Below are 25,740 nucleotides of genomic sequence, written 5' to 3'. Positions count from 1 at the left end.
ACTATTGTTTTAATCAGCCTAAAAATTAGGGCTTGGTTCCGTTTTCTTTTTAAAGTCTGCTAGTGACGTATCACTGCGGGTCTTTTTCTCGCAGGTGTAGTTTGGCGATCCGTTTCGTCACTGTATACACGCGCTTTAGCGATTCGGTCCACTCCATCTCGATACTAAAAAGTTGCAAACGGTTGGCGTCATGCTCTACCAAGCGCTCGGCTTGATGGGCAAGCACTTTATCCAATAGCGCGTTAAGCGCACGTTTGGTATGCAGTACTTGTTTCGCGCGTTTATTATCACCACGTCGAATGGCATTCACGCTATCTAGCAGCGCATGTGTGACTTTGTCTTGAATATTATCAAGAATTTCACGCATCTCATCACTGATATCGATCTCAGCATGCAGTGATTTATCCATGATGGGCACCAAGGTGTCTTCAATCAGATCAGCAATGCTCTCAAGCTGATCGGTCATGCTAATCAGGGTGATCTGTCGGTCACTCTGTGCTTGTGTGAGAGGCTCTTTACGCAATCGACCGAGATAAAAAAGCACATGTCCGTGCAAAATATCGACTTGATGCTCAAGCTCATCGATTTTCTCTAACGCATAATTAGCCGCTTCTCGCTCTTGCTGGGAAGCTAATTTAGAAGTGAGAGGCGGGAGTGCATTCATCATATTGCAAACTCGGCGTCCGATGCGTCCAATCTCGAGCTGGGCTTGATCCATGGCAATATCGGGTGTCATCAGCAGCTCTTTAGAGAGGTACTTGGGAGAAACAATAGGTTGTTCACTCGGTGCAGGCTTACGAGTTTTAGGGACGATCTTCTTTGCAAGCCAAACAAACCCGCCGATAAACGGCAACATGACAAGTGTATTGACGACGTTGAATAGGGTGTTGGCATTGGCAATTTGACGAGGAAGTTCAGCCCCTAAGCGTTCAACGCCCGTGAGATCAGGATGGCTCGGCGAAAGTGCGACGCTCCAATCACTCAAAACACTGATCAATGGAAGCCATATCAACACCCCGATAATGTTAAACAGAATATGCACACTGGCGGTTTGTTTGGCCTCCCGCGATTTACCGATAGCAGCGAGGAGGGCGGTCACACAGGTGCCGACGTTGGCACCCATTGAGAGTGCGATCCCGCTTTCAAGGGAGATAAAGCCTTGCCCCGCGAGGACGATGACAATCCCGGTTGTCGCAGATGAAGACTGCACTAACGCGGTAAACAAGGCCGCAAGTAAAATGGCAAAAAAAGGATTGTGCATTTTCGCCATGGCATCAATGAACGGCTGATAATCGCGCAGAGGCGACATTGCCTCACTCATCACATTCATCCCTGTGAAGATCAACCCCAACCCGAATAACATTTTACCGTATTGCTTGGTTTTATCGGCTTTGGCCGTAAATTCAATTAAAAAGCCGATAGCGACCATCAGATAGGCGGCTTGAGTGATTTTAAAGGCCACAATCTGGGCGGTAATGGTTGTCCCAATATTGGCCCCCATGATCACCCCAGTTGCTTGCGCGAGTGACATTAACCCTGCGGAAATAAAACCGATGAGCAATACGGTGGTGACAGAAGAGGATTGAATGGTGGCTGTGACTCCCGCGCCCGTCAAAACACCGGCGACACGGTTGGTGGTGAGTTTGGCGAGTAAGGATTTGAGTCGGCTTCCAGCGGCGTTTTTCAGCGCATTAGACATTTTTTCCATGCCATATAAGAACAGCGCTAAGCCACCGAGCAGCCCCATCAACATAGTGAGAGTGTGGAGCGAAGACGCGTCCGTGCTCGCTGCCCATGCGAAGGTGGGGAGCAGAAATAAGAGGATGGCCAAACAGCGCCACTGACATGTATTACTCAACGCGGGTAGTCGCATTTATCGCCTCTACATTGCTAGATTATCACCGATAATCATTAACATAGATGCAATAAAACCGTAATGCGAGCGGCGCGATGATGTTGCACGAAGCATTGACGGGAATAATCGCTAGGGGATCACACTCTCGGCGTAACGTGAGGAGGTGTTAACTCAAATAAAGCGGCCGAGAGAAAGTCGGCCGCAGAGAAGTTAGCCTTGGCAGCTGCCTTGATACTGCCAAACCCATTGGTTAGTGAAAGGGTCTATGCCCCAGTTGTCTTGCGTGGCCTGGAATAGGTGCCCTTGATACTGAACGGTGACGCCTGCTGGATAATAGTTGTATCCACCCCAAGTCGGCATATTGGTACAGCGGTTGGTTTCAACGCCGCGATCGTCTAAGCGTGCGAGAACGTTGGTGACATAGTCGCGCGCCCCTACTACCGTGACGTACAAATCCATTCCTTGAATTTGACTAAAGCCACAATACTCCTCGTTACCTGTGTTGGTTGACGCGCAGTCGTTGTCTTGGACACTCGCAGGACGACCCACCGCGGCATATAAGTCCACTTCACCGTGGCCACGATAGGTTTGGAGCCAAACTGTGCCGCGCGGCGCATTTTTTACCACGAACTGGTAAGCCACACCCGCAGGTCCTTGGATTTGTACAGGCTCATCGAGTGCCAGGGGCAAGATTTCTGGCTCAGGTTGTGGCTCTGGCTCCGGGTCAGGTTTAGGGTTTCCTCCCGTCCCTTGGCAACCTTGAGTTTGAATCCCTACTTCGGCAAAGGCTTGGCTTACTGCTCCAGCTGGATAGTTTAACGCTTTTGCTGCTTCACAGATGCCCTCAGCGCCTTGCTGGAAGCTAGAATTTGGACGCCAATAAAGCTGATTCGCTGTCGCATATGCTTTAAAAGCCTTTTTGATGTTCCACTGTTCGCTGGTGGCGAGATGATAAAAAGCTTTGTTAAATATGCCAGAGCTAAAGTGTACATCGATACCAGAGTAATAGCGGTTTACATGACCAATCGAGCGTCCATCTTGGCTAGGGTTGATGAAATAGCGCATGGCTTCGCTATGCTTCATTACATCTTCACCCATTTTCCAGTTAAACTCACCGAACACATACTGACCCAATGCCGCGGCGGCAACATCCGAGAATGACTCATTCATCCCACCGGACATACCACGGTACTCAAGCCCTGAGTTTTGCTCGGTAAAACCATGGCTCACTTCGTGAGCAATGACATCCCAAGTGGTTAGGGGGTACATGCTGCGATTACCGTCGCCAAAGGTCATTTGCCTGCCATCCCAAAAAGCATTGCCATAACCTTGGCCGTAGTGGACGCGCATGGTGAGCTTTTGTCGAATCGGACGTATACCGAGCCAATCTTGGTACATATCAAATACTTTTTGGCCAAAAAACTGCGCATCATTCATCGGCGCATACGCACCGTTGACTTGACGGTAGGTGTTTTGTGGGCAATTGAACTGATGAACCTCTCCGCCCCATTCGCGGTTATTCATGTTTAATGTCACCACATTGGGACTATCCATTTGGCAGTAGCGGTTAACCTGAAAACTGCCCAGTTGGGTATTGGGGCCGAAATTAAATCGACCGCTCTTTTGGTTACCGCCGGGGCCCCCCGCTTCTAGATGCGCGATGCCCTCCCAGCTATCGAGGATCTCGCCAGACTTAGCATCAACAATTTTCATCGGACGCGAAGGGTGACCGTTGTCGCCGGCAAGGTAGTCAACTTTGTAGACCAGGCGCGCTGTTTGTTGTTTATCCAGCCAGACCAAGAGTTCTGTGTTCGCATCGGCTTGGTGAAAATGCCGATTGCCTTGGCTTGTTTGGCCTTGTGCAATTGCAATGGCCTGCTGCTGATTAATCATCGGTAGCGTACCACCGATATCTTGCCCGATATCAGTGACAACGTCACCTTTTACGCTGGGCGCGAAGCCGCGTGCGGTGGTGTTTTCGACCACCGAATAACCGTAAACGGGAACGCCATGATGCAGCTGCTGCTTGCGCACCAAGGCTTTATTACCCACTTGTAGGCGTGATTTTTCACGAAAGCTTAGTGCTGGCGATGATGCCGTCATTGCGCGTGACTGATCATGGTTTAATGCCGCGCTCAAATCTAAGCTTGAGGCATCGACCACATTGGCAGCCTGAGCAGGTATCGCTAATGGAAGGGTTAAAGCGAGTAGCGTTTTACGCATAGTTTCCTCTTCATACTACAACGAGTTAAAAATCGTTGGTTACTATCCATAGTGTGCGTCTAGCGGGGTTTTTTAGCGGTGAGAATGAGGATCTGGTTCAAAAAATGTCTAGAAAAATGGAACTGACATTAGGTTTTTACGTTTTATGCACAAAATAAAAGACAGCGCTAGCGATTGTTAAAAAAATGATTCAAGCGTCGCACTTTCGTGACTATGCTAGCTAAGGGATTCAATATCGGGAGTAACACTGTGAGTCACTCATATTGGCGGCTTTTTCAGCGGGTGGTGTTATTAGGTGTTTGCCTAACGGTGATGCCTGTGATGGCCAATCAACAGGCTTGGCAATCGCCCGATTATATTGTCGATGCTTTTTATCGCATCGCATTTCAAAGCGAGTATGTGCAAGGTGAACAAGGCGTGCGTAAGTGGGAAGGCCCGATCCGGTATCATGTCTCGCACCCGATCAGTGAGAGCCAGTTACACGATGACCTTGTCTCTTATCATTTGTCACACCTTGCAACGCTAACCGGGATCGACTTTATCCCAACCACCATTGCGCAGCGCGCCAACCTGACGATTATGTTCACCAATCATGAACGTTTTTTAGATGACGCGCGCAAGCAGTTTGCCAATGCCGATGTGTCGCCATTACGTGATGCTGTGTGCGCGGCTAACTTTCGGGTCAATAAACATGGTGCGATTCGTTATGCAGCGGTCGTTATTCCCGTTGATTTGGCGCGGTCCAAAGGGAAGCTAGTGGCCTGTGTGGTGGAAGAGTTGACCCAAGTGATGGGACTGCCTAATGACGATGACCGGGTTTTTCCATCGATTTTTAATGACCGCACGCCACAGCAGCTTTTGACTGGGCTAGATGGCCTACTGCTAAGATTGTTGTATCTCGACGAAATAGAAGCAGGTCAAGATTGGCAAACGGCGCAAGCTATCATTCGACCTGTCGTTGAACAGTGGGCTCGTGATGGCACCATCGATAATGCACACCGAAGTGTCAAAACCGGTGAGCTTTATCGTTTACTCGGCTGGTAGCCCACCGATAGAGCGAGCTATTTATCCATTGGTTTGCTCAATAACACAAATTGTTTAAAGTGATTTAGACATTTCGCCAACTTCGACAACACTTAAAGTACTGGACAACAGATTGTCATGACGATTAAGGGAGGCGACATGGAGTCGATCACCGTTAAAGATTATATGAATAAACGCCCGGTAACCTTTTCACCGGATATGCCGCTTTCCAGTGCACTGGAAAAACTGCTCCGCAGTCAGCAGACTGGTGGACCTGTGGTGGATGCTAACAAGCGTTTGGTTGGTTTTATTTCTGAGCAAGATATGTTGCAACAGCTATTGCGCGACAGCTATCACTGTCAAGATTCACACGCCGTGGCTGATTGCATGACCAGTAATGCCTTGGCGGTTGAATCTGAGGATAGCATTATCAAATTGGCTGAAATGATGGCGCCGACCAAACCTAAACTGTACCCCGTGGTCGACGAGGGCAAGTTGGTGGGTATTATCACCCGGCGAGATGTCTTAAGAGCCATCAGTATGCAAATGGGTGAATGTCTTACCCATCCTGTTTGAGGTTTGTTTATTGCGCACCTTACAAACGGGGTAAGGTGCGCTCATTCTCGTATTGATACCCGCGTCGCTTTTTTTACTCTCTCCCCCTACCTTACGACTATCTCGCCGCGCTTCATCGCTGCCTAAGTACAAAAACCGAACGAATTGTGGTTGTTTTTCATTCAGTCTTATGTGCTGGTAAGTCAATTTTAATCCTGCCTGTTTAAGTAGTTACTTGCTATATGACGATATATAGTTCGATTGTTGGTGCTTGTTTTACGTTTTTCTGCTATTGTGCCGCCCGTTGGTAGCGGGCAGTTATCGCGAGGTTGAGGCGTAAAAAAGCCCAAGCGCGGCAGCAAAACGATAAGCAGGATGCTGGAGTATCGTGAAGTGTGGCTAACCCGTATTGACGTTAATGTGAACGTAAATGAGGTAAAACAAAGGTCAAATTAAATAATCAGGGAGGATGAGGTGAGAGAAACAAAGAGGTTATATGTATCAACTCAATTCAATTGGTGCGCTAGAATCATTCCTGATTGCCATCGGTGTCCTTTTTTTAGGCCATTTTGTTAATTCAAAAATCCCCGCATTGCGCAAGTTTAATATCCCAGAGCCGATTGTGGGCGGGTTAATCATTGCGTGTGTTATATCTGTATTACATTACAACGGTATCGATTTTAAGTTTAGTCTTCCACTAAAAGATACGTTCATGTTGATGTTTTTTGCTACCGTTGGTCTGGCAGCAAATTATAAACAATTGGTAAAAGGTGGTTTAAAGGTATTTTGGTTTCTTGCCATCGCATCTGTGTACATCATTATACAAAACGCCATTGGTGTCAGTTTTGCGTCGATGCTTGGCTTGGATCCTCTGATGGGACTGGTCGCTGGCTCCATTACCCTGTCCGGCGGGCATGGTACTGGCGCCGCTTGGGCACAGATATTAACCGATGAGTATGGTATTCAAAGTACACTCGAAATTGCCATGGCGTCGGCAACACTCGGCCTTGTGATTGGCGGTATCATTGGTAGTCCAGTTGCTCAGCGTTTGATTAATAAACATCAGCTTGAGTCTGAATATGGGCGTGGCACCACAACACACGAAAAATATCCCGAACTTGTGACTTACAATGAAAATGAAGAAGATAAAGTAACAGCGAAGAAAGTCATTGAAGTCTTATTTATTTTACTACTTTGTATTACGGGGGCTCGCCATTTATCTGAGTGGGTAAACGGGTTTAATATTGAATGGCTCATGGTACCTGACTTTGTTTATGCTTTATTCTTGGGTGTGATTGTTACGAATACGCTAGAGGTCTTTAAACTCAGAAAGCTAGAGTCAGAAACCGTAGATATGGTAGGAACAGTTTCCCTATCGTTATTTTTAGCGATGGCGCTAATGACGCTCAAGCTATGGAATATTCTCGATTTGGCGGTGCCGTTTTTAATCATTTTGGCGGTTCAATCGGTTGTTATTGGCTTATTTAGTTATTACGTCACGTTTAAGTTGATGGGGAGTAATTACACAGGGGCCGTGATTGCTGGCGGGCATTGTGGTTTTGGCCTCGGCGCCACCCCGACCGCGGTGATGAATATGGGATCAATCGTGAATCGTTTTGGCCCCGCCCCCCAAGCCTTTATGGTAGTGCCGATTGTGGGGGCTTTCTTTATCGATATCGTTAACCTCCTAATACTACAGGGCTACATTTTTATTATCCAATAGATGTATTGCGCTCAGCCATCATCGCTGGGCGCACCTTTTTCCTGCTGTTGTGCAGCGTTTGGCAAAACAAATGAGAGTTGTTTCGATAAGCGCTTGACTCTGGAGTGGGCTCCAACCCTTATACTGACCACAAGATAATGACACAACGACCAAAGAAGGAGTCGATTATGTGTAAGCATTGTGGACATCACCACTGTCATCAGCCACACCATCAAACCGTTTCTCCGTCTACGACTACGGTAACTGATACCTGCCAAGCGTCGAGCTGCTGTTCAAGCCATCAAGACGGCGAGGGCACCTCGGGCGATGACGATCCCGACCGGCCTCGAACACAGTGTGACGATAGCGACGAGAGCACGTCTTCGGCGTCATCTCCTCAACTACCTTCTATCTCCTATGAGTGGGTGGTGACCGGCATGGACTGCCCAAGCTGTGCCGCTAAACTTGAAAAAGCAATCCATGCCACGCCTGGTGTAGAGAGCACACAAGTACTTTTTGCCACTGAAAAACTGCGGGTCTCTTTAGCGCACGATGCCTCAACAGAGACGCACTCGGCCATTGAACAAGCGGCTAAAAACGCCGGTTTTCCGCTGGTTACCTTGGATCAAACCGCCACGGCTCCCTCTGGCTGGCGAAAATGGCGCGATGACGCTCTGCTGTTTGGTTTGATTAGCATTATGCTGGTGGCTTGGGGGCTGCATTACTGGTCCGCTTCTTTATCTGATTGGCTGTTTACTGCAGCGACAGTCGTTGGTCTCGCTCCCATTGTGCTTAAAGCGGGTCGATTGGCGCGTCAAGGATCGCCGTTTTCGATTGAAACCTTGATGAGTATTGCGGCCATCGGTGCATTATACCTTGGAGAGACCACTGAGGCGGCGATGGTCTTGGTGTTGTTTCTGATTGGCGAGCGGTTAGAAGGGTATGCGTCCACCCGCGCCCGCGATGGCATTCAGTCGCTGATGGCATTGGTGCCAGAAACTGTGACGCGAATTAATAGCGACGGTTCTCGTGAGACCGTGGCTGCCAGTGATCTACTGCCAGGTGATCGGATTGAAATCAGTGCTGGTGAGCGGCTCCCCGCGGATGGGCAACTGATGGAAGGTGCCGCCAGTTTCGACCAAAGTGCGCTGACGGGTGAACCTATTCCTGTCGATATTGAACCCGGTGATACCGTGATGGCGGGCAGTCTTGCAACCGATAAAACGGTGCAGCTGACCGTGACATCGGCGCAAGGTGAAAATGCGATTGACCGTATTTTGCGGCTTATTGAACAGGCCGAATCGAAAAAAGCGCCGATAGAACGGTTTATCGATAAATTTAGCCGCTGGTACACGCCGGCGATGATCGGGCTTGCGGTGCTAGTTGTAGTGATTCCACCCCTGTTCTTTGCCGCCAGCTGGCAAGAGTGGTTATATCGAGGCTTAGCACTGTTATTGATCGCCTGTCCATGCGCGCTCGTGATCTCGACACCTGCGGCGATTACCTCCGGGCTCGCTACCGCTGCGCGTCACGGAGCATTGATAAAAGGTGGGGCGGCACTGGAAACACTGGCAAGCGTCAATGCTGTCTCGTTAGATAAAACCGGTACGCTCACCGAAGGTAAACCCATGGTGACCGATGTGCGCGCATGGCACGGTGATGAGAGCGCTCTGCTTCAAGCGGCGACGGCGATAGAACGTGGCAGCCATCACCCATTGGCAAAATCCTTAGTGTTGTATAGCGCTGAGCGAGGCATCTCGGTGCCGGATGCCTCTCATATCCAAGCGAATGCTGGTCGCGGCGTGCAAGGTGTTGTCGAGGGACAATCAATCAGGTTGGTTGCGTTAGACAAACTGGCTGAGTCGACCTTAAACCATGCGCAATATCAAGAGGCCAAATCGGCGGCCGAGCGCGGGGTGACGGTTGCGGTTGTGCTCATTGACGAGCAACCACAAGGGATGATCGGCTGGCGAGATACACTGCGACAGGATGCGCGAGAAGCCATCGAGCAATTGCGCGCTATGGGTATTCAACCTGTGATGTTGACCGGCGATAACCCGACCTCAGCCGCTGAAATTGCCCGTGAACTGGATATTGATTACCGCGCGGGACTATTGCCGGAGAATAAGGTTGAGGCGGTAGAAGCACTGGCAGGGCAATATCGTATCGCCATGGTTGGTGATGGCATTAATGATGCGCCGGCAATGAAAGCGTCGCACGTGGGTGTTGCAATGGGAAGTGGTACCGATGTGGCGCTAGAAACCGCTGAGGCGGCATTGAGTCATAACCGGCTGGTTGAGCTCCCAAGGGTGTTACACCTAGCGCGTGCCACTCAAGCGAATGTACGGCAAAACATCACCATCGCTCTCGGGCTAAAAGGGGTGTTTTTGGTGACCAGCGTATTAGGGATTACCGGCCTATGGGTCGCAGTGCTGGCTGACAGCGGTGCCACCGCGTTAGTCACGCTGAATGCACTACGTTTACTTGGTGATCCGCGCTAAAAACCAGGGCAAAGGCTGTCTGCTTTTGCCTTTATAAAGTGATAGCGATCTCTAAATTCTGAAATCTGTAATAATCAATATGGCAATAGGTCGATGGTGGTCACACAAAAGGCGTAAAATTTGGGTATCCTAACCACATAACCAATAACGCGTTGATGCCTGCTCACGTAGGCATCACATTGATTCTAATGCGGATGATAGCATCCAGCGAGGAGACGAATGATGTCTGATACCCCTGTATTTCACCTTGGCGTAACAAAAGCGGATCTTCAAGGCGCAACCACGGCGATTATTCCTGGCGACCCTGCGCGCGTTGAAAAAATTGCTAACTTGATGGAAAAACCCACGTTTCTTGCCTCTCAGCGTGAATACACTTTGTATCTCGGTTGGCTTGATGGCAAACCTGTGGTGGTTTGTTCAACAGGTATCGGTGGCCCATCGACCTCTATTGCGGTTGAGGAGTTGGCACAACTTGGTGTTGGTACTTTCCTACGCGTAGGGACTACAGGCGCGATTCAGCCGGACATTAATGTCGGCGACATGATTGTCACCACCGGCTCGGTGCGTCTTGACGGCGCAAGTACGCACTTTGCACCAATGGAGTTCCCTGCGGTGGCCGATTTTGACGTCGCCACGGCCATGAAAGCCGCCGTTGATGAAGATGGTGCGACGGTTCACACTGGCGTGACGGCATCCAGTGATACCTTCTACCCAGGTCAAGAGCGTTACGATACCTTTAGCGGCCGTGTGGTGCGTCGTTTCCAAGGCTCAATGCAAGAATGGCAGGACATGGGTGTGCTGAACTTTGAGATGGAATCAGCCACATTGCTGACCATGTGTGCTAGCTCCGGCCTACGAGCAGGCTGTGTGGCTGGTGTGATTATCAATCGCACACAAAAAGAGACCCCAGATCATGCGACCTTGAAAGAGACAGAAGCGCGCTCGATTAAAGTGGTCGTCGAGGCTGCACGTAAGCTCCTGTAAATAAGCGAGACGTCGTTATCCTACCAAAACGCGGTGTCAAAGGGCGCCGCGTTTTTTGTTGATAGTAGCTGTATTGCAAGATGTGCGTGGTTCATGCTGCACCGGGATGAACCACAGCGTTGCTAGCTCGTACGCACGGCAATGGTACCGCCGGCTGCAATAAACCAATCATAAAGATGAGTACGTAGATTGGCCAGTTGGTCAGGGCCAATCAAGGCCAAGCCTAAATCAGTGGCACGAGTAATATCGTGATGACGCAATGGACGGAAGCTGACTAACATCGCGCGCGCCTGCAGTCCTCCGAGCAAATCACGCAATGATTCCAGCTTGTACAGAGTGTCGTCGCCGTCACTCGACATGCCTTTGGTTTTGCACTCAATAATATGCAGCTTATTATTCACGACCATGGCCACATCCAATTCATTACGTACTTCACGCTCGCCAATTTGACGATATACCTGTAAAGAGAGGGCACTGTCTTGAATGGTAGGAAGCTCTTTTTGAATCGAGGTAACGGTATGATGCACGTAGCTCTCCAGCCACTCGCCGTTGGCAAAGCGTCGGGCTTCTTCGCAGCTAAATGTCAAGGTTCCTTGCTGGTAGCTGGCTAAGCCCGCATCGGAGAGATCGTCGAGTAGGATACCGAGCTCACGATAACCTTGTTGTTTTTCACTGAGCGCGACGTCTAAACGCTGCTCTTTACGACACGTGGTCGCGAGGTAGTTCAAGGTGGCAAGACCTGGGCCTAACTCATAGGCATTACTGGCCCATTTTTCGCCTAAACGGTAAATATCGTTGGTTAAACACCCCGTGACTTGGTCATCTTGGTGCTCACAGCGTGCGCCGAAAATCGTTAGGTATTCGGTGAGACTAATATGATCTTCCACTTGCTGCTGGGGGAGGCCATCAGGGTAGAGCCAGCATAGTTCGTCACTGTAGGGCTCAATCACGTAGCTGGGCCATTGGTAAGTACGAAACACTTCATAGGCAGAGAGTAATTGGTGGCGAAGGCCGCAGCTTGCGTTAAAAAGGATGTCTTCAGAAGATTGGCTGAGCTGCTCGGCAAGACGTTTTACCTGGCTTTTAACTTCGCGAATATTGATATCGTCCGAGATTTCAAAAAACTCGGTTTCAATGCCCTTGGGGGCAAGGACCCGGGTTAGACGCTCGAATTCAAGATCCTGCTCCAGCGTGCCAATGAGTATCAATTTAGTGACGGGTAATTGCTGGTGTAAAACAGGGGTGACCAGACGGACGGGGTCAGAGTCGATGATTCCTACATGAATAGCCATAATTGCTCCAGGCGGGCTACGCGGCGGCGTTAGGCCGATTAATTATCAGTATAGTTGCCAGCTTCAACAGGTGGCGTAACTATTAATATCCGGCCTCGCGCTCTGGCTTTCAACCGTTCACCGGGTAAATTAATGTAATTTTACACAGCGCTGACGTGATGACCGTCATATTAACACCCAAATAACCCTTACTGTTCGGTCAAAAAAACGCGGACATACCGAGGTTTGACTTTTGGATCCCTATGCACGGCTTTGTTTAAGTGCTTGTTGGCGCAATGTCTCGGTCAAGCTATCGAGCTCAGGTAGCATGCGTTGTATTAAGCGTAACTGCTGCAACACCATACTCAGTGGGGCATTATCGATGGGCGCTTCAGCTTCAGTCTGAGCTCCCTTGTTTTCACCTTCCGCCTGTACATAGTGACTCACTGGCTCACCTGTGGGTGTCTTAGTGCCGGTCGATGGCACTTGTGCGGGCAATTCTTCAGGCAGAGCATGCGATAAACGTTCAGTCAGCGTGTTAAGCGATTGATGGATTTCACGATGGAGCTGCGCCATCTTTTGATGGTTGACCTCATCATCCATTCGGCTGCGGTGCGCACCAAGGGCCGAAATATAACTGAGCATAGCGTTGTTCAAGCACAAAAACCGGAAGGTCTCTTCAATATTGGTGCGATAGCGGCCGGGCTCAACCAACATGTTGCTGATGGCGGTGGTGAGCTCGGCATCGGCATTATGGGCATGTCGACGCGCGATACGATAAGCGAGGTTATCGCGCTTACCAATACGGTACTGGGCAATCACATGGGCCAAGTAGTCACGATTAGCTTGTAGTGCTTCGGTCATGATCCCGCGTAAGCGATGGGCTTGCCAGTCGGGCAGCACATAACGGACTGCTGCGACCGCAATCAAACAGCCAATAACGGTATCGCCAAGGCGAGGAAGAATAACCGCAAAGCCTTGGCCGAATTGGCTAAAGCACATTAATACCAACAGCGTAATAAACAAGGTCGCGAGGGTGTATTGCACGGTGCGAAAGGCGAAAAAGAGCACACCGGTGATCACCATCAACGCCAGTTGACTGCTGGGGTCAGGAAAGAGGTAGAGCGCCGGTACGCCCAAGAGTAGACCAGCGACGGTGCCCAATACTCTCTCTTTAAGCTTACTGCGGGTGGCTGAATAGTTGGTTTGGCACACGAACTGAATGGTCATCAAAATCCAAAAGCCGTGCTCTAGCCCAAGCCCTTGGATCAGTGCATAACCGGTCAGCAGTGATAAGGACAAACGTACTGCATGACGGAAACGCAGTGATTTAACCGTGAGTTGCCGGCGAATGCGGTAAGCCATTTCCCCCAACGAGTGTGCATCCGGGTCGGCCAGTTCGCTTTCTTGCAGATTGTCCGTGCTGGCTAAGTGGCTCAAGCTGGCCAGTTGCTGCTCTACTGTCTCCAAGTTTTTGTAGAGAAAATCGAGTTGTTGCAGCAGCGCGAGGCGAGTGCTGTCTTGTTCGTCTTGTGCCGACAAATAGGCCATCGATTGTTTGATTGCCCTGAGCGCTTGCTGGCCTGTTTTCGGATGCTGGTAGTGTGTACCGATTGACATCGCTTGCGCAACATCCCGGCAGGCTTGCGCTTGCGCGTTTAATAAGGCTTCAAAGCGAAAGAGGATATCGGAATGAAAAAAATGCGCCGCCAGATCCTGGTAACGATAATGGGATGAACTCACGCGTTCGTGAATATCTTGGGCAATAAAATAGGTTTGTAGCAAGGTTTGATGCCGCTGTGTGAGTCGGCCGCGTCGCGCGCGTGTCAGCAATGACGCTTTTGCTTGGTTTAGCGCCGCCACCACTTGGGCATTTTGGTTGGCGGCGGCAATACGCGTCGGTTGCGGAACCAATTCGGCGACCGGATGGAATAAACTGGATTTGGTTTCCATGTACGTCGCCGTTTGACGAAAAACCGCAGCCAATCGGTGCTGAACCGGGCGGTGAGGCCATATTATGATCCAAGCCAGCGACAATAGCCCATACCAGAGAGCTCCGGATAACAGCATCATCGGCTGCAACCACATATCACTGCCTTGCTCCATCCCTAGCATGGTGTAAACCGCTAAGAGTAACGAGGCAAAGGCAATGGTGCCATAACGCTCGCCGATTGCGCCCAGCATGATAAAACCAAAGCTGGAAATCGTCAGGCCAATCGCGAATAGCCAAGGGATATCGTAAAGCAGCTCGACCGAGAAGGCCGCGACTGTAAAGCAAACAAGGGTGACACCGAGCGCACGCACACGTCCCCAAAAGTGATCATCCACTTCCGCTAATGCTGACGCGATGACTCCGAGCACCAGTGGCGTGACAACATCGGTGCGACCAGCGTATCCCGCGTACAGCGCAACACCCATTAGGGCGATCAGGACGCGAATACTGTCGTTAATTCGGTGATTTGCCCAAAACTCGCGCATGGCGAGTGGTAGGAGAGGCATACGTGGCAGAGAAAAAGGCATAAATAAGGGTGATCGGCCAACAATGTTGGCAAGATAGCAGAAATAGAACCAGAAACTAAGCTTCAATCCAGTATTTTCTCGGGTAATAGGAAAAGGGTTGCGACAAGTCAATTTCAGGCTTTCACGCCAGCGTTTACGGTTCACCACCACAGCTAGCGAATTGATTTATGGGGTATTGGGAAGTAGCATGCCAACCATCCTTCTTGGGTACGATCAGTACCTCATTCCATGATTAACGTAGAAATATGAAACTTACAGCCAATCGCTGGGCACAATGGCTTGTTTACGGCGATCATTACAGCCTGCAGCTTGAAGATGATGGCTTACTGCTCGAGTCTCGTCATCATCGGCAATACATTCCTTTCTCGGCATGGGATGGGCAGCTAACGGTATCGCGTGGGCTGCTTTGGGGGACAATTTCGTTAACCGGTTATACCGACGAGGGCGATCCACTGCCATTTGAGGTCTTTGGCTTACCATGGGAGCACGCCCAACAAGCGGGACAGACGATTTATCGCCACTACCAAGCCTATATCGCCCGTTATCAAAAACGGCTAGAGAAGATCCAGTCGAGTTTGTTGGCTGAGTTTAATGCATTGGTGAATGCGCCGGGTTATGCACGTATCGCCCAATTGCGTAGCGCCCGACAAACGGTAGTGAATAAACTGGAAGGCGAGGGGATCCCTGCCTCATTCTTAGCCAATTTGGACGAAAGCCTTGCCACCACGTTAGCGCCTGTGTTGCAGGCCGACTCAAGCTGGCTGAAAGCCCGCAACCAACAGTGGCAAGCGGCGATGCTCAACCAGTGGCAAACTTGGTTTGATACCATTGAGTCATCGCCATTAAATGCCGGGCAGCGCGAGGCCGTGCTTACCGATGAATCTCATACCCTGGTGGTGGCGGGGCCCGGAAGCGGCAAAACCAGCGTATTGGTGGCACGCGCGGCGTATTTAATTGAAAGTGGTCAAGCCAAGCCAGAGCAGCTATTGCTGCTGGCCTTTGGTCGTGATGCCGCTGAAGAACTGAAAACGCGGATAAAGACCAAAACCGGTCATGAGGTGAATGTTACCACCTTCCATGGCTTTGCCCGCCAACAACTCGCCGATCACCAAGGGCAGGCCCCGGTTATTTCGCCGCTCGCCAGTGATGAGACGGCCAAAGCGGCGTGGCTTACCCAAACACTTGCTGAGCAGTGGCAACAGCCCACTACCCGCAAACGCTGGGACAAATTACATCAGCAGCAAACACTGCCGCTTAACGATAACGCTGAACTGACTGCTTGCGCCCATGACACCCGGTTGCACACCTGGGTGTGGTCGCGCCTTTCACGAGTGATCCAAGCCAACGCCACCAAGCGAGCGCTAACCGATAAACTGGCAAGCTTTGAGGAGCAGGCCGCCTTAAAAGATGAGCTGGCGGTGATTTGGCCGTTATACCAAGCCTATAAACAGGCGCTAAAAGCGGATAATGCCGTAGACTTTGACAGCTTGATTGCCCAAGCCACTAAGCTGTTTCAGCAGCGAAAATTCGTCACGCCCATCCAGTTTGTCATGGTCGATGAATACCAAGACATTTCGCCTGCACGGTTAGCGATGATCGAGGCGCTGTGTCACGGTAAAGCGGACACTGAATCGCAAGTACCACGCGCTTCGTTATTTGCCGTGGGGGATGATTGGCAAGCCATTTATCGCTTTGCCGGTGCCGATGTCGGCCTAACCACAGAGTTTGCGCAGCGTTTCGGTGACAGTGAAATTTGCTGGCTGACCACCTGTTATCGCTATCCGTCTACTTTGGGAAATGTGGCACAGCAGTTCATCGAAAAAAACCCCAAGCAGCTGAGCAAACAACTAGATTATGCGCGAGACAAGACATCGGCGAAAACACCTAAAGCGATCAAAGTGATCACTAACGATAAGGTAGAAAAGACCCTGGCAAGCCTTGCCAAAAAGCACGCTAAAGCCGAGAAAGCAGTGAGTGTGATGCTGCTAGGTCGCACGCATGCCATCCGTCCTGACGCGCTAGAAAGCTGGCAAGAAGCTTATCCATCACTGACGCTTCGCTATACCACCGCACACGCCAGCAAGGGGCAAGAAGCGCATTATGTGTTTATTCTCGGTTTGGATGAAGGCGTATTTCCCGCCAAGCCTCGTTCGCTTTCACTCGGTGAGGCCTTATTAGGGAAAAATGAAGAGCCAATTGAGCATGCGGAAGAGCGGCGACTGTTTTATGTCGCCCTGACGCGCGCGCAAAAACAAGTGTGGCTGGTACACCAAAAAGGCCATGCCTCGCCGTTTGTGGAGGAGTTGAAAGGGTACCTTTAAGAAACGGGAACCCACACTGTAAGCCATAGACGGCGTTAGTCACAGACGGACAGTGTGGGAAAAAGACTACAAGCGCTCATCCAAATAAGCTTGATAATCAGGGATTTGAATATCCACCTCTTGGCCAAATAACGGCGACGTGATCAAAAAGCGTGCGGTTGAGCGATTGGTAGCAATCGGAATGTTCCATACAGAGCTGACACGCAGCAACGCCTTAACATCAGGGTCGTGTGGTACGGCATTGAGCGGATCCCAAAAGAAAATCATCGCATCAATTTTTTGTTCAGAAATCATCGCCCCGAGTTGCTGGTCACCGCCCATGGGACCGCTGATTAATGGGGTGATTTTTAATCCGGTTTCTCGCGCAAGAATATGCCCGGTGGTGCCGGTGGCATAAAGCTCATGCTCACTGAGTGTCGCTTTGTTTTCTTTTACCCACTCAGTCAAAGCGTCTTTGTAGTGATCGTGTGCCACTAACGCGACGTGTTTACGTGCAAGCATGGTGCGAGACGTCTGCTTCATAACTCTTTCCATCTAATTAAAGCGGTTACCATCAAACTGCCTACCGCAGTGTTTTACCGAAGCCTAAAACAATCTGACCATGAAATATAGCGCACAGCGGGCAAACCCTGGCTGTCACTTGTTAGAGCTATCACATTCTTAATAAAAAATAGCCAAGACCATGAAATGAAGTCGGTTTTTTCAGCCACTTGTTAATCAAGCACGCAAAAGTAGCGCGACAACCCATCTAAATGGCAACAAAAAGGCTACAGTTAGGTAATCAGGCAATGGAAGTGCCTAGTCATGCAGGAGTGTTTATGAGCAAGGAGTACGCGTATGTGGGTGACACTGGATTTTGAAGCATCCGGTTTGTCGTTATCGTCTTATCCCATCGAAGTGGGGTACGTGTTGCCAAGTGGCGACAGCAACAGTTTTTTGATTGACCCTTCTACTGCCAGTGGGCACTGGAATCACTGGGACAACGAAGCCGAAGCGCGAATACATGGGATTTCGCGTGAACGCCTTTTTAGCGAAGGCATCAGTGTGCTCGATGTCTGTCAGCATCTCAACCAGACCCTCGCGCCTTTTGATCATGTTTTGTGCGATAGTCAGTGGGATCTGTTTTGGATGGGGCGGCTTTACAAAGCCTGCTATATGCGCCCTTCATTCACCCTAATGGAGGTGAATCAATGGCTAAAAAAGCACAGTGATCTCGACCGGCGCGATTTTAGTCGCGAAATGGAGGCGTTGGGGCCGACGCCGCATCGAGCAGAGGATGATGCGCGACAAATTCGTCGCGCCCTTGATAGCTTGTTAAAATAGGTGTTCGTTCAGCACATTAGTAGGATGTCATGACAGCACCTTCAACCCTCAGGGTGGCACAATTTAACCTGTCTCTGGCTGGGCGTCAGCCCGGCGACATTAAAGCAAAGATGCTAGCGCCTACCCCCAGCCGACAAATTAAAAATCTCGCCGCGACCATACAACGAGTGCGACCCGATGTGGTGGTGCTTTGTGAATTCGATCATCCAGGTGATGGCGGTGATGATGGGGCGCTCGCCGCATTTTGTGAACGCCACTTGGCCGAATCGCAACACGGTGAAACGCCGATTGATTATCCGTATCGCTACTTGCCCGCTACCAATACCGGGTTAAAACTGACGGTGCCGGTCAGCGAGCATCAACGCTTAACGGAGGCCCAGCAATGCCATGGATTTGGCGATTATCATGGTCAATTTGGTTATGTGATTTTATCGCGCTATCCCATCGAAGACACCGAAATTCGCACTTGGCAGCATTTCGCGTGGCATCAATTGCCTCAGCACCAACTCCCTGCAGAGTATTACACCGAACAGGCGCAACGAGCCTTGCGTCTCGCCTCGAAAAACTTGGTGTCAGTGCCGATTCTGGTTGGTGAGTTTCAAATACAGGTGGTGGCGTGTCATCCCACACCGCCCGTGTTTGATGGGCCAGAGAAGCGTAACTGGCGGCGCAACAGTGATGAAATTCACCAACTGATTGGCCTTTTGGATAACGCTGATTGGCTGGTGGACGACAAGGGCGGCCGCGGCGGGCTGTCTCCTGAGACACCGTTTGTGGTGATTGGCGATTTAAATGCAGACCCGAGCTATGGCGACGGGGATAAGCAAGCCATTGGCGCCTTGCTTCACCATCCGCGGGTGCATCCAGAGGTTGCAGTTGGGGCGCAGGTACCAAAAAGTGACGCGGCCCAGTCTCACGCGTTTCGCTTTATCGAAGGGAAAGGACGGGCCATCGCTACCCATAACGGTGGGTTACGCCTCGATTACGTCCTACCTTCGCGAGAGCTAGCGGTGCAAGCCTCCGGCGTATTTTGGCCGGCGCCGAATGATGCCGACTACCCACTGATTTGTGATAAAAACGGCCAGGAGCATGCGCGTGCTCACTCCGATCATCGTCTTGTTTGGGTCGATGTGGCGCTGAGTTAGGCTGAGTTAGCGAGGCTGCGTGTCCAGCGCCACGCCTTCACGCTGACACGCAACTTCTGCGAGGCGCTTAGCTTGTTCGTCAGGCTTTAAAAAGCAGCAGGTTGAGCAATAACTGTGATCATCCACGGTAAAAATGCGACAGCAGCCACCGCGCAAACGGAAGCTGTGGGTTTGCAGTACGGTTTGCGTATCGTTCGGATCGTAGACGGTGACATCGTGAAAACCGCTGCGCTTGCTATAAAGCGGGGTGCCGCGTTGATGGACGATCGACAGTGCCGCGTCACGTGCGGCCTGCTCGCAATCACGATGTTTACCCACCATCAAAAAGGCAATACAGATTGAATCGGCAACCACTTTCCAAAGTGGCCCCTCGCGCATACCGCTTTGCTCCGCTACCGCATCGACGATAGGCGAAAAGTGACGTAACAACGCCCCGTGCAAAATAGCTTGCCACTCTTCTGCCGCGGGTTGTTTCCAGCCAATCAAGGCATTGAGGTAAAAATGCGGCTTATGATAGACAAGCTCTTTGCCATTCGGTTTAGTGACACGGGTAGGTTGGTATTTAACTTGCCAGTTATCTAAGTCCAGCGAGGGGAGTTGTCCACCCTGCAGCCAGCTAGCCAGCACCGGAAGTAAAAATTCATAGGCATAAGCGCCGATAAAGAGCGTGCCTTGGGCGCGGTTATCGGCATCACCATAGGTCGAGTTCACCGCGGCAAAACATTGTGCGAGTCCTTGTGATGTGGTGAGTTGTTCTCGAAGCGGCACGCCCTGCACATCATCTGGGATCACAGACAAGCCTAAAGCAGAAGGGAAAGGGGGCAGTGCAACCATGGCGGGCAGGTTTAACACATCAACGCTAGGATCGGCCGCGTTCATCAAGACTCCTTTATGATAGGCGATCAAAACGCGAAATTTAGCATGTGCAGCAATCAATTGTAAGAGTGATTCGCATTTAGGTGCGAGGTGGTCGGTGGTAGTACGACTAACACGCCAAACTTGGGTGGATTGAGCATAGGGAAAGAGAGGCGGACATCCACCTCTCAAAGATCGACGCTATTATGCTGTTGAAGGAGGTTGAACTTGATAGCGTCCAGGCTTGTGGTTCATGGCGAGCACGAGGTTGGTGGTGATCGCCGCGGCGACCGATAAGGCAATCAGCCATGGGTCAACGACCATCAGCGACAACACCACAATCGAGCAATCCAGCGCCATTTGAACTTTTCCGGCACGGATGCCAAACCGTTGCTGCAAAAACAGCGCTAAGGTGTTAAATCCACCCAAACTACACTGATGGCGGAACATCACTAGCATGCCCATGCCGATTAGCCCGCCGCCAAATAGCGCGGCATAAACAGGATGAATGCTATTGATGGTTAATACGGCGCTCAAGTGATCCGCGCCGAATGAGACGATGCTGACCGCAACTAAGGTACTAAGGGTGAAGCGTTTACCCATTTGGGTGTAGGCGAGCCAATAAAAAGGCAGGTTGATCACAAAGAAAAGCTCACCAAAACTGAAATCGGTGGTCCGTTGTAAAAACAGCGCTAACCCTGCAGTGCCGCCGGTCAGTAACCCCACTTGGTTGAAAAAGAAGATGCCCAGTGACACCAAACTGCTGCCGATAAGCAGCGCGAGTGCGTTTTCACGCTTGGAATGATTTTTATCCATATTTGCGTTCTATCCCTATTAAAACGACCGCTACACCATACGCCGCTCTCGCAATAGGTCGAGTCAAACGCCCGTTTGATAACAAGTGAATAACAATTCAATGCGTACATTATCATTTACGTTGTGGTTTTGATCACGATAAAAGTGCGCCTCTACAGACCAAAGTCTAATCTACATTGTCTACAATCTTATTCTATTCTGGCTTTATTGAAGTTTTTAGGCGGTGTTTATGTCTTTATTGTCGACAAATGACCAGATTCTCGATCAGTACACCCAATCGGCGCAAGCTGAGTCACGTGAGCGCACCAAGTCAGCCAGCCTGACCGAGCAGCTTATCGAGGCGATTGTCACCGGCACCTATCCAGCGGGCACCAAGGTGTCGGAAGCGGGGTTGGCCACAGCATTTGGCGTCAGCCGAGGCCCATTGCGCGAGGCGATGATGCGGGTCGAAGCCCTTGGGTTGGTCGAGCGCGTCCCTCATGTCGGTGCGAGAGTGGTGACACTCACGCATCGACAATTGGCTGAGATTTACGCGGTGCGTGAAGCGTTAGAAGGCATGGCCGCAAGACTGGCTTGCGCGCACATCACCGATGCGGAAATTGAGCAGTTAAGTGCGGTGCTCGATACCCACCATGCCTATATCGAACGGGTGGATGGGGCGGCCTACTTTCACCAACAAGGCGATTTTGATTTTCACTATTGCATCATCAAAGCCAGCCATAACCAGAAGCTGATCACCCTGTTGTGTGGTGAGTTATACCACTTGCTGCGGATGTACCGGTTTCAATCGCCGCGGGCGCATTCTCGTCCTAAGCAGGCGCTGCAAGAGCACATGCAAATTTTAGCGGCAATTCGCGAGCGCGATGCTGAGCTGGCGGAAATGCTGATGCGTCGGCATATTCAACGCAGCCGCCAACTGATTGAACAGCAAATTACCGATTAACTAACACGCTATTGGCTACGAAATGCCGGCGGTTAAACCCGCTAAGCCATGAGTTCATAAGGAGAATGCTATGAGTGCAGGTGCACGTTTTCGCCAAGCGGTACGCAACAATATTCCGTTGCAAGTCGTCGGCACAATTAACCCCTATTGCGCCATGATGGCAGAGCGGGTGGGGCATCAAGCCATTTATCTATCCGGAGGCGGGATTGCCAATGCCTCTTATGGCTTACCGGACTTAGGGATCACGACCCTCAACGATGTGTTGGAAGATGTCCGCCGGATCACCGCAGCGACCGACGTGCCTTTGCTGGTGGATATTGATACCGGTTTTGGCGGTGCGCTCAATATTGCTCGTACCATTCGCGAAATGGAACGCGCCGGCGCGGGCGCGGTACATATGGAAGATCAAGTGGCGCAAAAGCGCTGCGGCCATCGTCCCAACAAAGAAATTGTCAGCCAAGCTGAAATGGTCGACCGCATCAAAGCCGCGGTCGATGCACGCACCGATCCTGAGTTTGTGCTCGTGGCGCGCACCGATGCCTTGGCGGTGGAAGGCATGGACAGTGCTGTCACCCGCGCCAGAGCGTATGTAGAAGCGGGCGCGGACATGATTTTCCCCGAAGCCATGCAAACGCTCGAGCAGTACCAAGCCTTTGTCGAGCAAGTGGAGGTGCCGGTGCTGGCGAATATCACCGAGTTTGGTCAAACCCCACTGTTTACCAGCCAAGAGTTGGCGGGCGTCGGGGTCAGCATGGTGCTGTATCCGCTCTCTGCGTTTCGCGCCATGAACCAAGCCGCCCTCAATGTGTATCAACATCTGCTGGATGATGGCCACCAGAAAAACGTGGTCGACACCATGCAAACCCGTGATGCCCTTTATGATTTCTTGGGCTATCACGCCTACGAACAGCAATTGGATCGCCTATTTGGAAAAGAGTGATCACAGACGCACACCCTCGGTGTGAAAACGTCGGTTACACCACTGGAATTATCGCCACGTTCACGGATTCATGCAGCGGTTGAATCTGATGGCATCAAAGGAAAGGAGCCAATCATGACAAATGTCGCCGTCGCACCCAAAGATAAATCACTCTCCGGCGCGGGCCTTCGCGGCCAAAGTGCCGGCACCACCGCATTGTGTACGGTGGGGCAAACCGGCACCGGATTAACCTATCGCGGTTATGACATTACCGATTTAGCCAATCACGCCCAATTTGAGGAAGTCGCTTACCTGCTACTCAAAGGCCAACTCCCCAATCGCCAAGCACTGGCTGACTACACAGAAACCTTGGTCGGCAAGCGGGGGTTACCTGACGCCTTAAAAGCCGTGCTGGAGCGAATCCCTGCCAATGCGCACCCCATGGATGTGATGCGTACTGGTTGCTCGATGCTGGGTAATTTGGATCAAGAAACCGACTTTGGTGAGCAAGCGGATAAAACCGATACGCTGTTGGCAATGTTGCCGGCCATTATCTGCTACTGGTATCGCTATTCGCATGATGGTGTGCGAGTCGATACCTATCAGCCGGAGGTGAAAAGCATTGGCGGTTACTTCCTCAAAATGCTCACTGATGAAACGCCGTCGCCACTGCATGAATCTGTGATGCATTGCTCGCTGGTGCTGTATGCCGAGCATGAGTTCAATGCCTCGACCTTTACTGCCCGTGTGTGCGCGTCCACTTTGTCCGATTTGCACTCTTGCATTACCGCGGCCATCGGCAGCTTGCGCGGCCCATTGCATGGCGGTGCCAATGAAGCGGCGATGGCGATGCTAGAACAATGGCGCACACCTGACGAAGCCGAAGCAGGGTTAATGCAAATGCTCGCCAATAAAGACAAGGTGATGGGTTTTGGCCATGCGATTTACCGTGAATCAGACCCCCGCAATGCGCTTATTAAGCATTGGTCGAAACAGCTTGCCGAAAACGCACCAGACGCTTGGCTTTATGACGTGTCTGAACGGGTTGAGCAAGTGATGAAGCGCGAGAAAGGCTTGTTCCCCAATGCCGATTTTTATCACGCATCGGCTTATCACTTTATGGGGATCCCAACCAAATTGTTTACCCCGATTTTTGTGATGAGCCGAGTAACGGGCTGGGCGGCGCATGTGTTTGAGCAGCGCGCCAATAATCGCATTATTCGCCCAAGTGCCGATTACGACGGCCCTGAACACCAAGATTGGCTACCCATCGATCAGCGCCCCTAATTAGCGCGCATTCACCCGATTGAAATTACAGAAGGAATTGACCATGAGCAACAACGTAGAACTGAACCAGCGCCCTGACCCTGATGCTTTATTGGTGCAAATTGCTGACTATGTCGATAGCACGCCGATTGCCTCGGCAGAGGCCTACAACACCGCACGCAACTGTTTGATGGATACCCTTGGCTGTGGCTTGCTGGCGCTACGTTTCCCTGAATGCACCAAACACCTGGGCCCACTGGTGCCGGGCACCACAGTGCGCCATGGCGCGCGGGTGCCGGGCACCTCTCACGAGCTTGATCCGGTCACTGCCGCATTTAACATCGGTTGTATTATTCGCTGGCTCGATTTTAACGATACTTGGCTCGCCGCCGAGTGGGGCCATCCGTCTGATAACTTGGGCGGAATTTTGGCCACCGCTGATTACTTAAGCCGCGTGGCCGTGGCCGAAGGCAAACCGCCGCTCACCATGCGTGATGTATTGACTGCGATGATCAAAGCGCATGAGATCCAAGGCGTGCTCGCCCTTGAGAATAGCTTTAACCGCGTCGGGCTCGATCACGTCTTATTAGTGCGCGTGGCATCAACAGCCGTGGTCACCAAAATGCTGGGCGGTAATCGCGATCAGATCATTGATGCCGTCTCACAAGCTTGGGTGGATGGTTGTGCGCTGCGCACCTACCGTCATGCGCCGAACGCTGGTTCACGCAAATCGTGGGCGGCGGGCGATGCTACCTCTCGTGCGGTGCGTCTGGCGATGATCACCATGAAAGGTGAGATGGGCTTGCCGTCGGTACTCAGCGCACCTAAGTGGGGCTATTACGATGTGCTGTTTAACGGTAATCCCTTTAGTATCAAACAAGACTTTGCCAGCTACGTGATGGAAAACGTGTTGTTCAAGATTTCCTTCCCAGCTGAGTTTCATGCTCAAACCGCGGTGGAAGCAGCGGTGACCTTGCATTCACAGGTGAAAGACCGTGTGGATGAGATTGAACGTATTGAAATCACCACCCATGAATCCGCCATTCGCATCATTTCCAAAGAAGGGGAGTTGGCTAACCCGGCAGACCGTGACCACTGCCTGCAATACATGGTGGCAGTGCCGCTGCTATACGGCAATCTAGTGGCTGAGCACTACGAAGACGCCTTCCATCACGCCGACCCGCGTATTGATGCACTACGGCAAAAAATGGTGATCAAAGAAGACGCTCGCTATAGCGCGGAATACCTTGAAGATGACAAGCGCTCGATTGCCAATGCGATCCAAATCTTCTTTACCGATGGCAGCAGCACTGAACAAGTCGCGGTGGAATATCCGATTGGTCATCGCCGCCGCCGCGAAGAAGGGATCCCCGTGCTGGAGCAAAAATTCCGTACCAACTTGGCGACCCGTTTCCCGCAAGCACAAAGCGAAAGAATCACCGCTTTATGTAGTGATCAGGCCGCGCTGGAGAAAACCCCGGTGCACGAATTTATGTCGCTGTTTGTGATTAACTAAGC

The 25,740-nt window shown here is 51.1% G+C and carries 19 protein-coding genes; 12 read left to right on the top strand and 7 right to left on the bottom strand.

Going from position 1 to position 25,740, the window contains the following annotated elements:
• Positions 1–70: 70 nt before the first annotated feature.
• Positions 71–1,873 carry a Na/Pi cotransporter family protein gene (locus tag BZG74_RS11005; RefSeq protein ID WP_235605751.1) on the bottom strand — a complete coding sequence of 601 codons (1,803 nt, stop codon included), beginning with the start codon at positions 1,871–1,873 and terminating at the stop codon, positions 71–73.
• A 192-nt stretch (positions 1,874–2,065) separates the two neighbouring features.
• Positions 2,066–4,078, bottom strand: coding sequence for a M4 family metallopeptidase (locus BZG74_RS11000; RefSeq protein WP_077772641.1), 2,013 nt, complete (start codon positions 4,076–4,078; stop codon positions 2,066–2,068).
• A gap of 249 nt (positions 4,079–4,327) precedes the next feature.
• Here BZG74_RS11000 and BZG74_RS10995 point away from each other — a divergent pair, with 249 nt between their 5' ends.
• The 5 genes from BZG74_RS10995 to udp all read left to right on the top strand — a co-directional run bounded on the left by BZG74_RS10995 (position 4,328) and on the right by udp (position 10,843).
• The gene (locus BZG74_RS10995) at positions 4,328–5,122 is read left to right on the top strand and encodes a DUF2927 domain-containing protein (RefSeq protein WP_158020645.1); all 795 of its coding nucleotides are present in this window, start codon (positions 4,328–4,330) and stop codon (positions 5,120–5,122) included.
• 138 nt (positions 5,123–5,260) lie between these two features.
• Positions 5,261–5,677: a CBS domain-containing protein gene (locus tag BZG74_RS10990; protein ID WP_046073384.1), complete on the top strand. Its 417-nt coding sequence runs from the start codon at positions 5,261–5,263 to the stop codon at positions 5,675–5,677.
• A gap of 475 nt (positions 5,678–6,152) precedes the next feature.
• Complete coding sequence (gene gltS, locus BZG74_RS10985) at positions 6,153–7,379, top strand: sodium/glutamate symporter (RefSeq protein WP_077772639.1); 1,227 nt, start codon at positions 6,153–6,155, stop codon at positions 7,377–7,379.
• 167 nt (positions 7,380–7,546) lie between these two features.
• Positions 7,547–9,859: a zinc/cadmium/mercury/lead-transporting ATPase gene (locus tag BZG74_RS10980; RefSeq protein WP_077772638.1), complete on the top strand. Its 2,313-nt coding sequence runs from the start codon at positions 7,547–7,549 to the stop codon at positions 9,857–9,859.
• A 222-nt stretch (positions 9,860–10,081) separates the two neighbouring features.
• Positions 10,082–10,843: a uridine phosphorylase gene (udp, locus tag BZG74_RS10975; RefSeq protein WP_077772637.1), complete on the top strand. Its 762-nt coding sequence runs from the start codon at positions 10,082–10,084 to the stop codon at positions 10,841–10,843.
• 122 nt (positions 10,844–10,965) lie between these two features.
• Here udp and BZG74_RS10970 read toward each other — a convergent pair whose 3' ends face one another.
• A complete protein-coding gene (locus BZG74_RS10970) occupies positions 10,966–12,135 on the bottom strand; it encodes a Card1-like endonuclease domain-containing protein (RefSeq protein WP_077772636.1) in 1,170 nt (389 codons plus the stop codon).
• Positions 12,136–12,375: 240 nt separating this feature from the next.
• The gene (gene yccS, locus BZG74_RS10965; protein ID WP_077772652.1) at positions 12,376–14,613 is read right to left on the bottom strand and encodes a YccS family putative transporter; all 2,238 of its coding nucleotides are present in this window, start codon (positions 14,611–14,613) and stop codon (positions 12,376–12,378) included.
• A gap of 266 nt (positions 14,614–14,879) precedes the next feature.
• On the opposite strand from yccS, the gene helD reads away from it, so the two are divergent.
• Complete coding sequence (gene helD, locus BZG74_RS10960) at positions 14,880–16,955, top strand: DNA helicase IV (protein ID WP_077772635.1); 2,076 nt, start codon at positions 14,880–14,882, stop codon at positions 16,953–16,955.
• 66 nt (positions 16,956–17,021) lie between these two features.
• On the opposite strand, the gene BZG74_RS10955 is transcribed toward helD, so the two are convergent.
• On the bottom strand, positions 17,022–17,477 hold the full coding sequence (locus BZG74_RS10955) for a methylglyoxal synthase (protein WP_077772634.1): 456 nt from the start codon (positions 17,475–17,477) through the stop codon (positions 17,022–17,024).
• Positions 17,478–17,792: 315 nt separating this feature from the next.
• Here BZG74_RS10955 and BZG74_RS10950 point away from each other — a divergent pair, with 315 nt between their 5' ends.
• Entirely contained in the window at positions 17,793–18,278 is a 486-nt protein-coding gene (locus BZG74_RS10950) for a 3'-5' exonuclease family protein (RefSeq protein WP_077772633.1), read from the top strand.
• A gap of 29 nt (positions 18,279–18,307) precedes the next feature.
• The gene (locus tag BZG74_RS10945) at positions 18,308–19,423 is read left to right on the top strand and encodes an endonuclease/exonuclease/phosphatase family protein (RefSeq protein ID WP_077772632.1); all 1,116 of its coding nucleotides are present in this window, start codon (positions 18,308–18,310) and stop codon (positions 19,421–19,423) included.
• A gap of 6 nt (positions 19,424–19,429) precedes the next feature.
• Here the strand turns inward: BZG74_RS10945 and BZG74_RS10940 are convergent, their stop codons facing one another.
• Both BZG74_RS10940 and BZG74_RS10935 read right to left on the bottom strand, forming a co-directional pair.
• Entirely contained in the window at positions 19,430–20,302 is an 873-nt protein-coding gene (locus BZG74_RS10940) for a (2Fe-2S)-binding protein (protein WP_077772631.1), read from the bottom strand.
• A 180-nt stretch (positions 20,303–20,482) separates the two neighbouring features.
• Positions 20,483–21,094, bottom strand: a complete 612-nt coding sequence (locus BZG74_RS10935) for a YitT family protein (protein ID WP_077772630.1) — start codon at positions 21,092–21,094, stop codon at positions 20,483–20,485.
• Between the two features lie 229 nt (positions 21,095–21,323).
• Between BZG74_RS10935 and BZG74_RS10930 the strand changes: the two genes are divergently transcribed.
• From BZG74_RS10930 to BZG74_RS10915, 4 genes are all read left to right on the top strand, one after another.
• Positions 21,324–22,037: a GntR family transcriptional regulator gene (locus BZG74_RS10930; protein WP_077772629.1), complete on the top strand. Its 714-nt coding sequence runs from the start codon at positions 21,324–21,326 to the stop codon at positions 22,035–22,037.
• Between the two features lie 70 nt (positions 22,038–22,107).
• Positions 22,108–22,977 (top strand): methylisocitrate lyase, encoded by an 870-nt coding sequence (gene prpB, locus BZG74_RS10925; protein WP_077772628.1) that lies wholly within the window; start codon positions 22,108–22,110, stop codon positions 22,975–22,977.
• Between the two features lie 114 nt (positions 22,978–23,091).
• Entirely contained in the window at positions 23,092–24,243 is a 1,152-nt protein-coding gene (prpC, locus tag BZG74_RS10920; RefSeq protein ID WP_077772627.1) for a bifunctional 2-methylcitrate synthase/citrate synthase, read from the top strand.
• 43 nt (positions 24,244–24,286) lie between these two features.
• Positions 24,287–25,738, top strand: coding sequence for a bifunctional 2-methylcitrate dehydratase/aconitate hydratase (locus tag BZG74_RS10915; RefSeq protein ID WP_077772626.1), 1,452 nt, complete (start codon positions 24,287–24,289; stop codon positions 25,736–25,738).
• Positions 25,739–25,740 lie beyond the last annotated feature (2 nt).

Source organism: Salinivibrio sharmensis, from assembly GCF_001995985.1.
GTDB classification, from domain to species: domain Bacteria; phylum Pseudomonadota; class Gammaproteobacteria; order Enterobacterales; family Vibrionaceae; genus Salinivibrio; species Salinivibrio sharmensis.
Note: the sequence above shows the minus strand (reverse complement) of the source record. Positions and strands in the feature narration are given on the sequence as shown.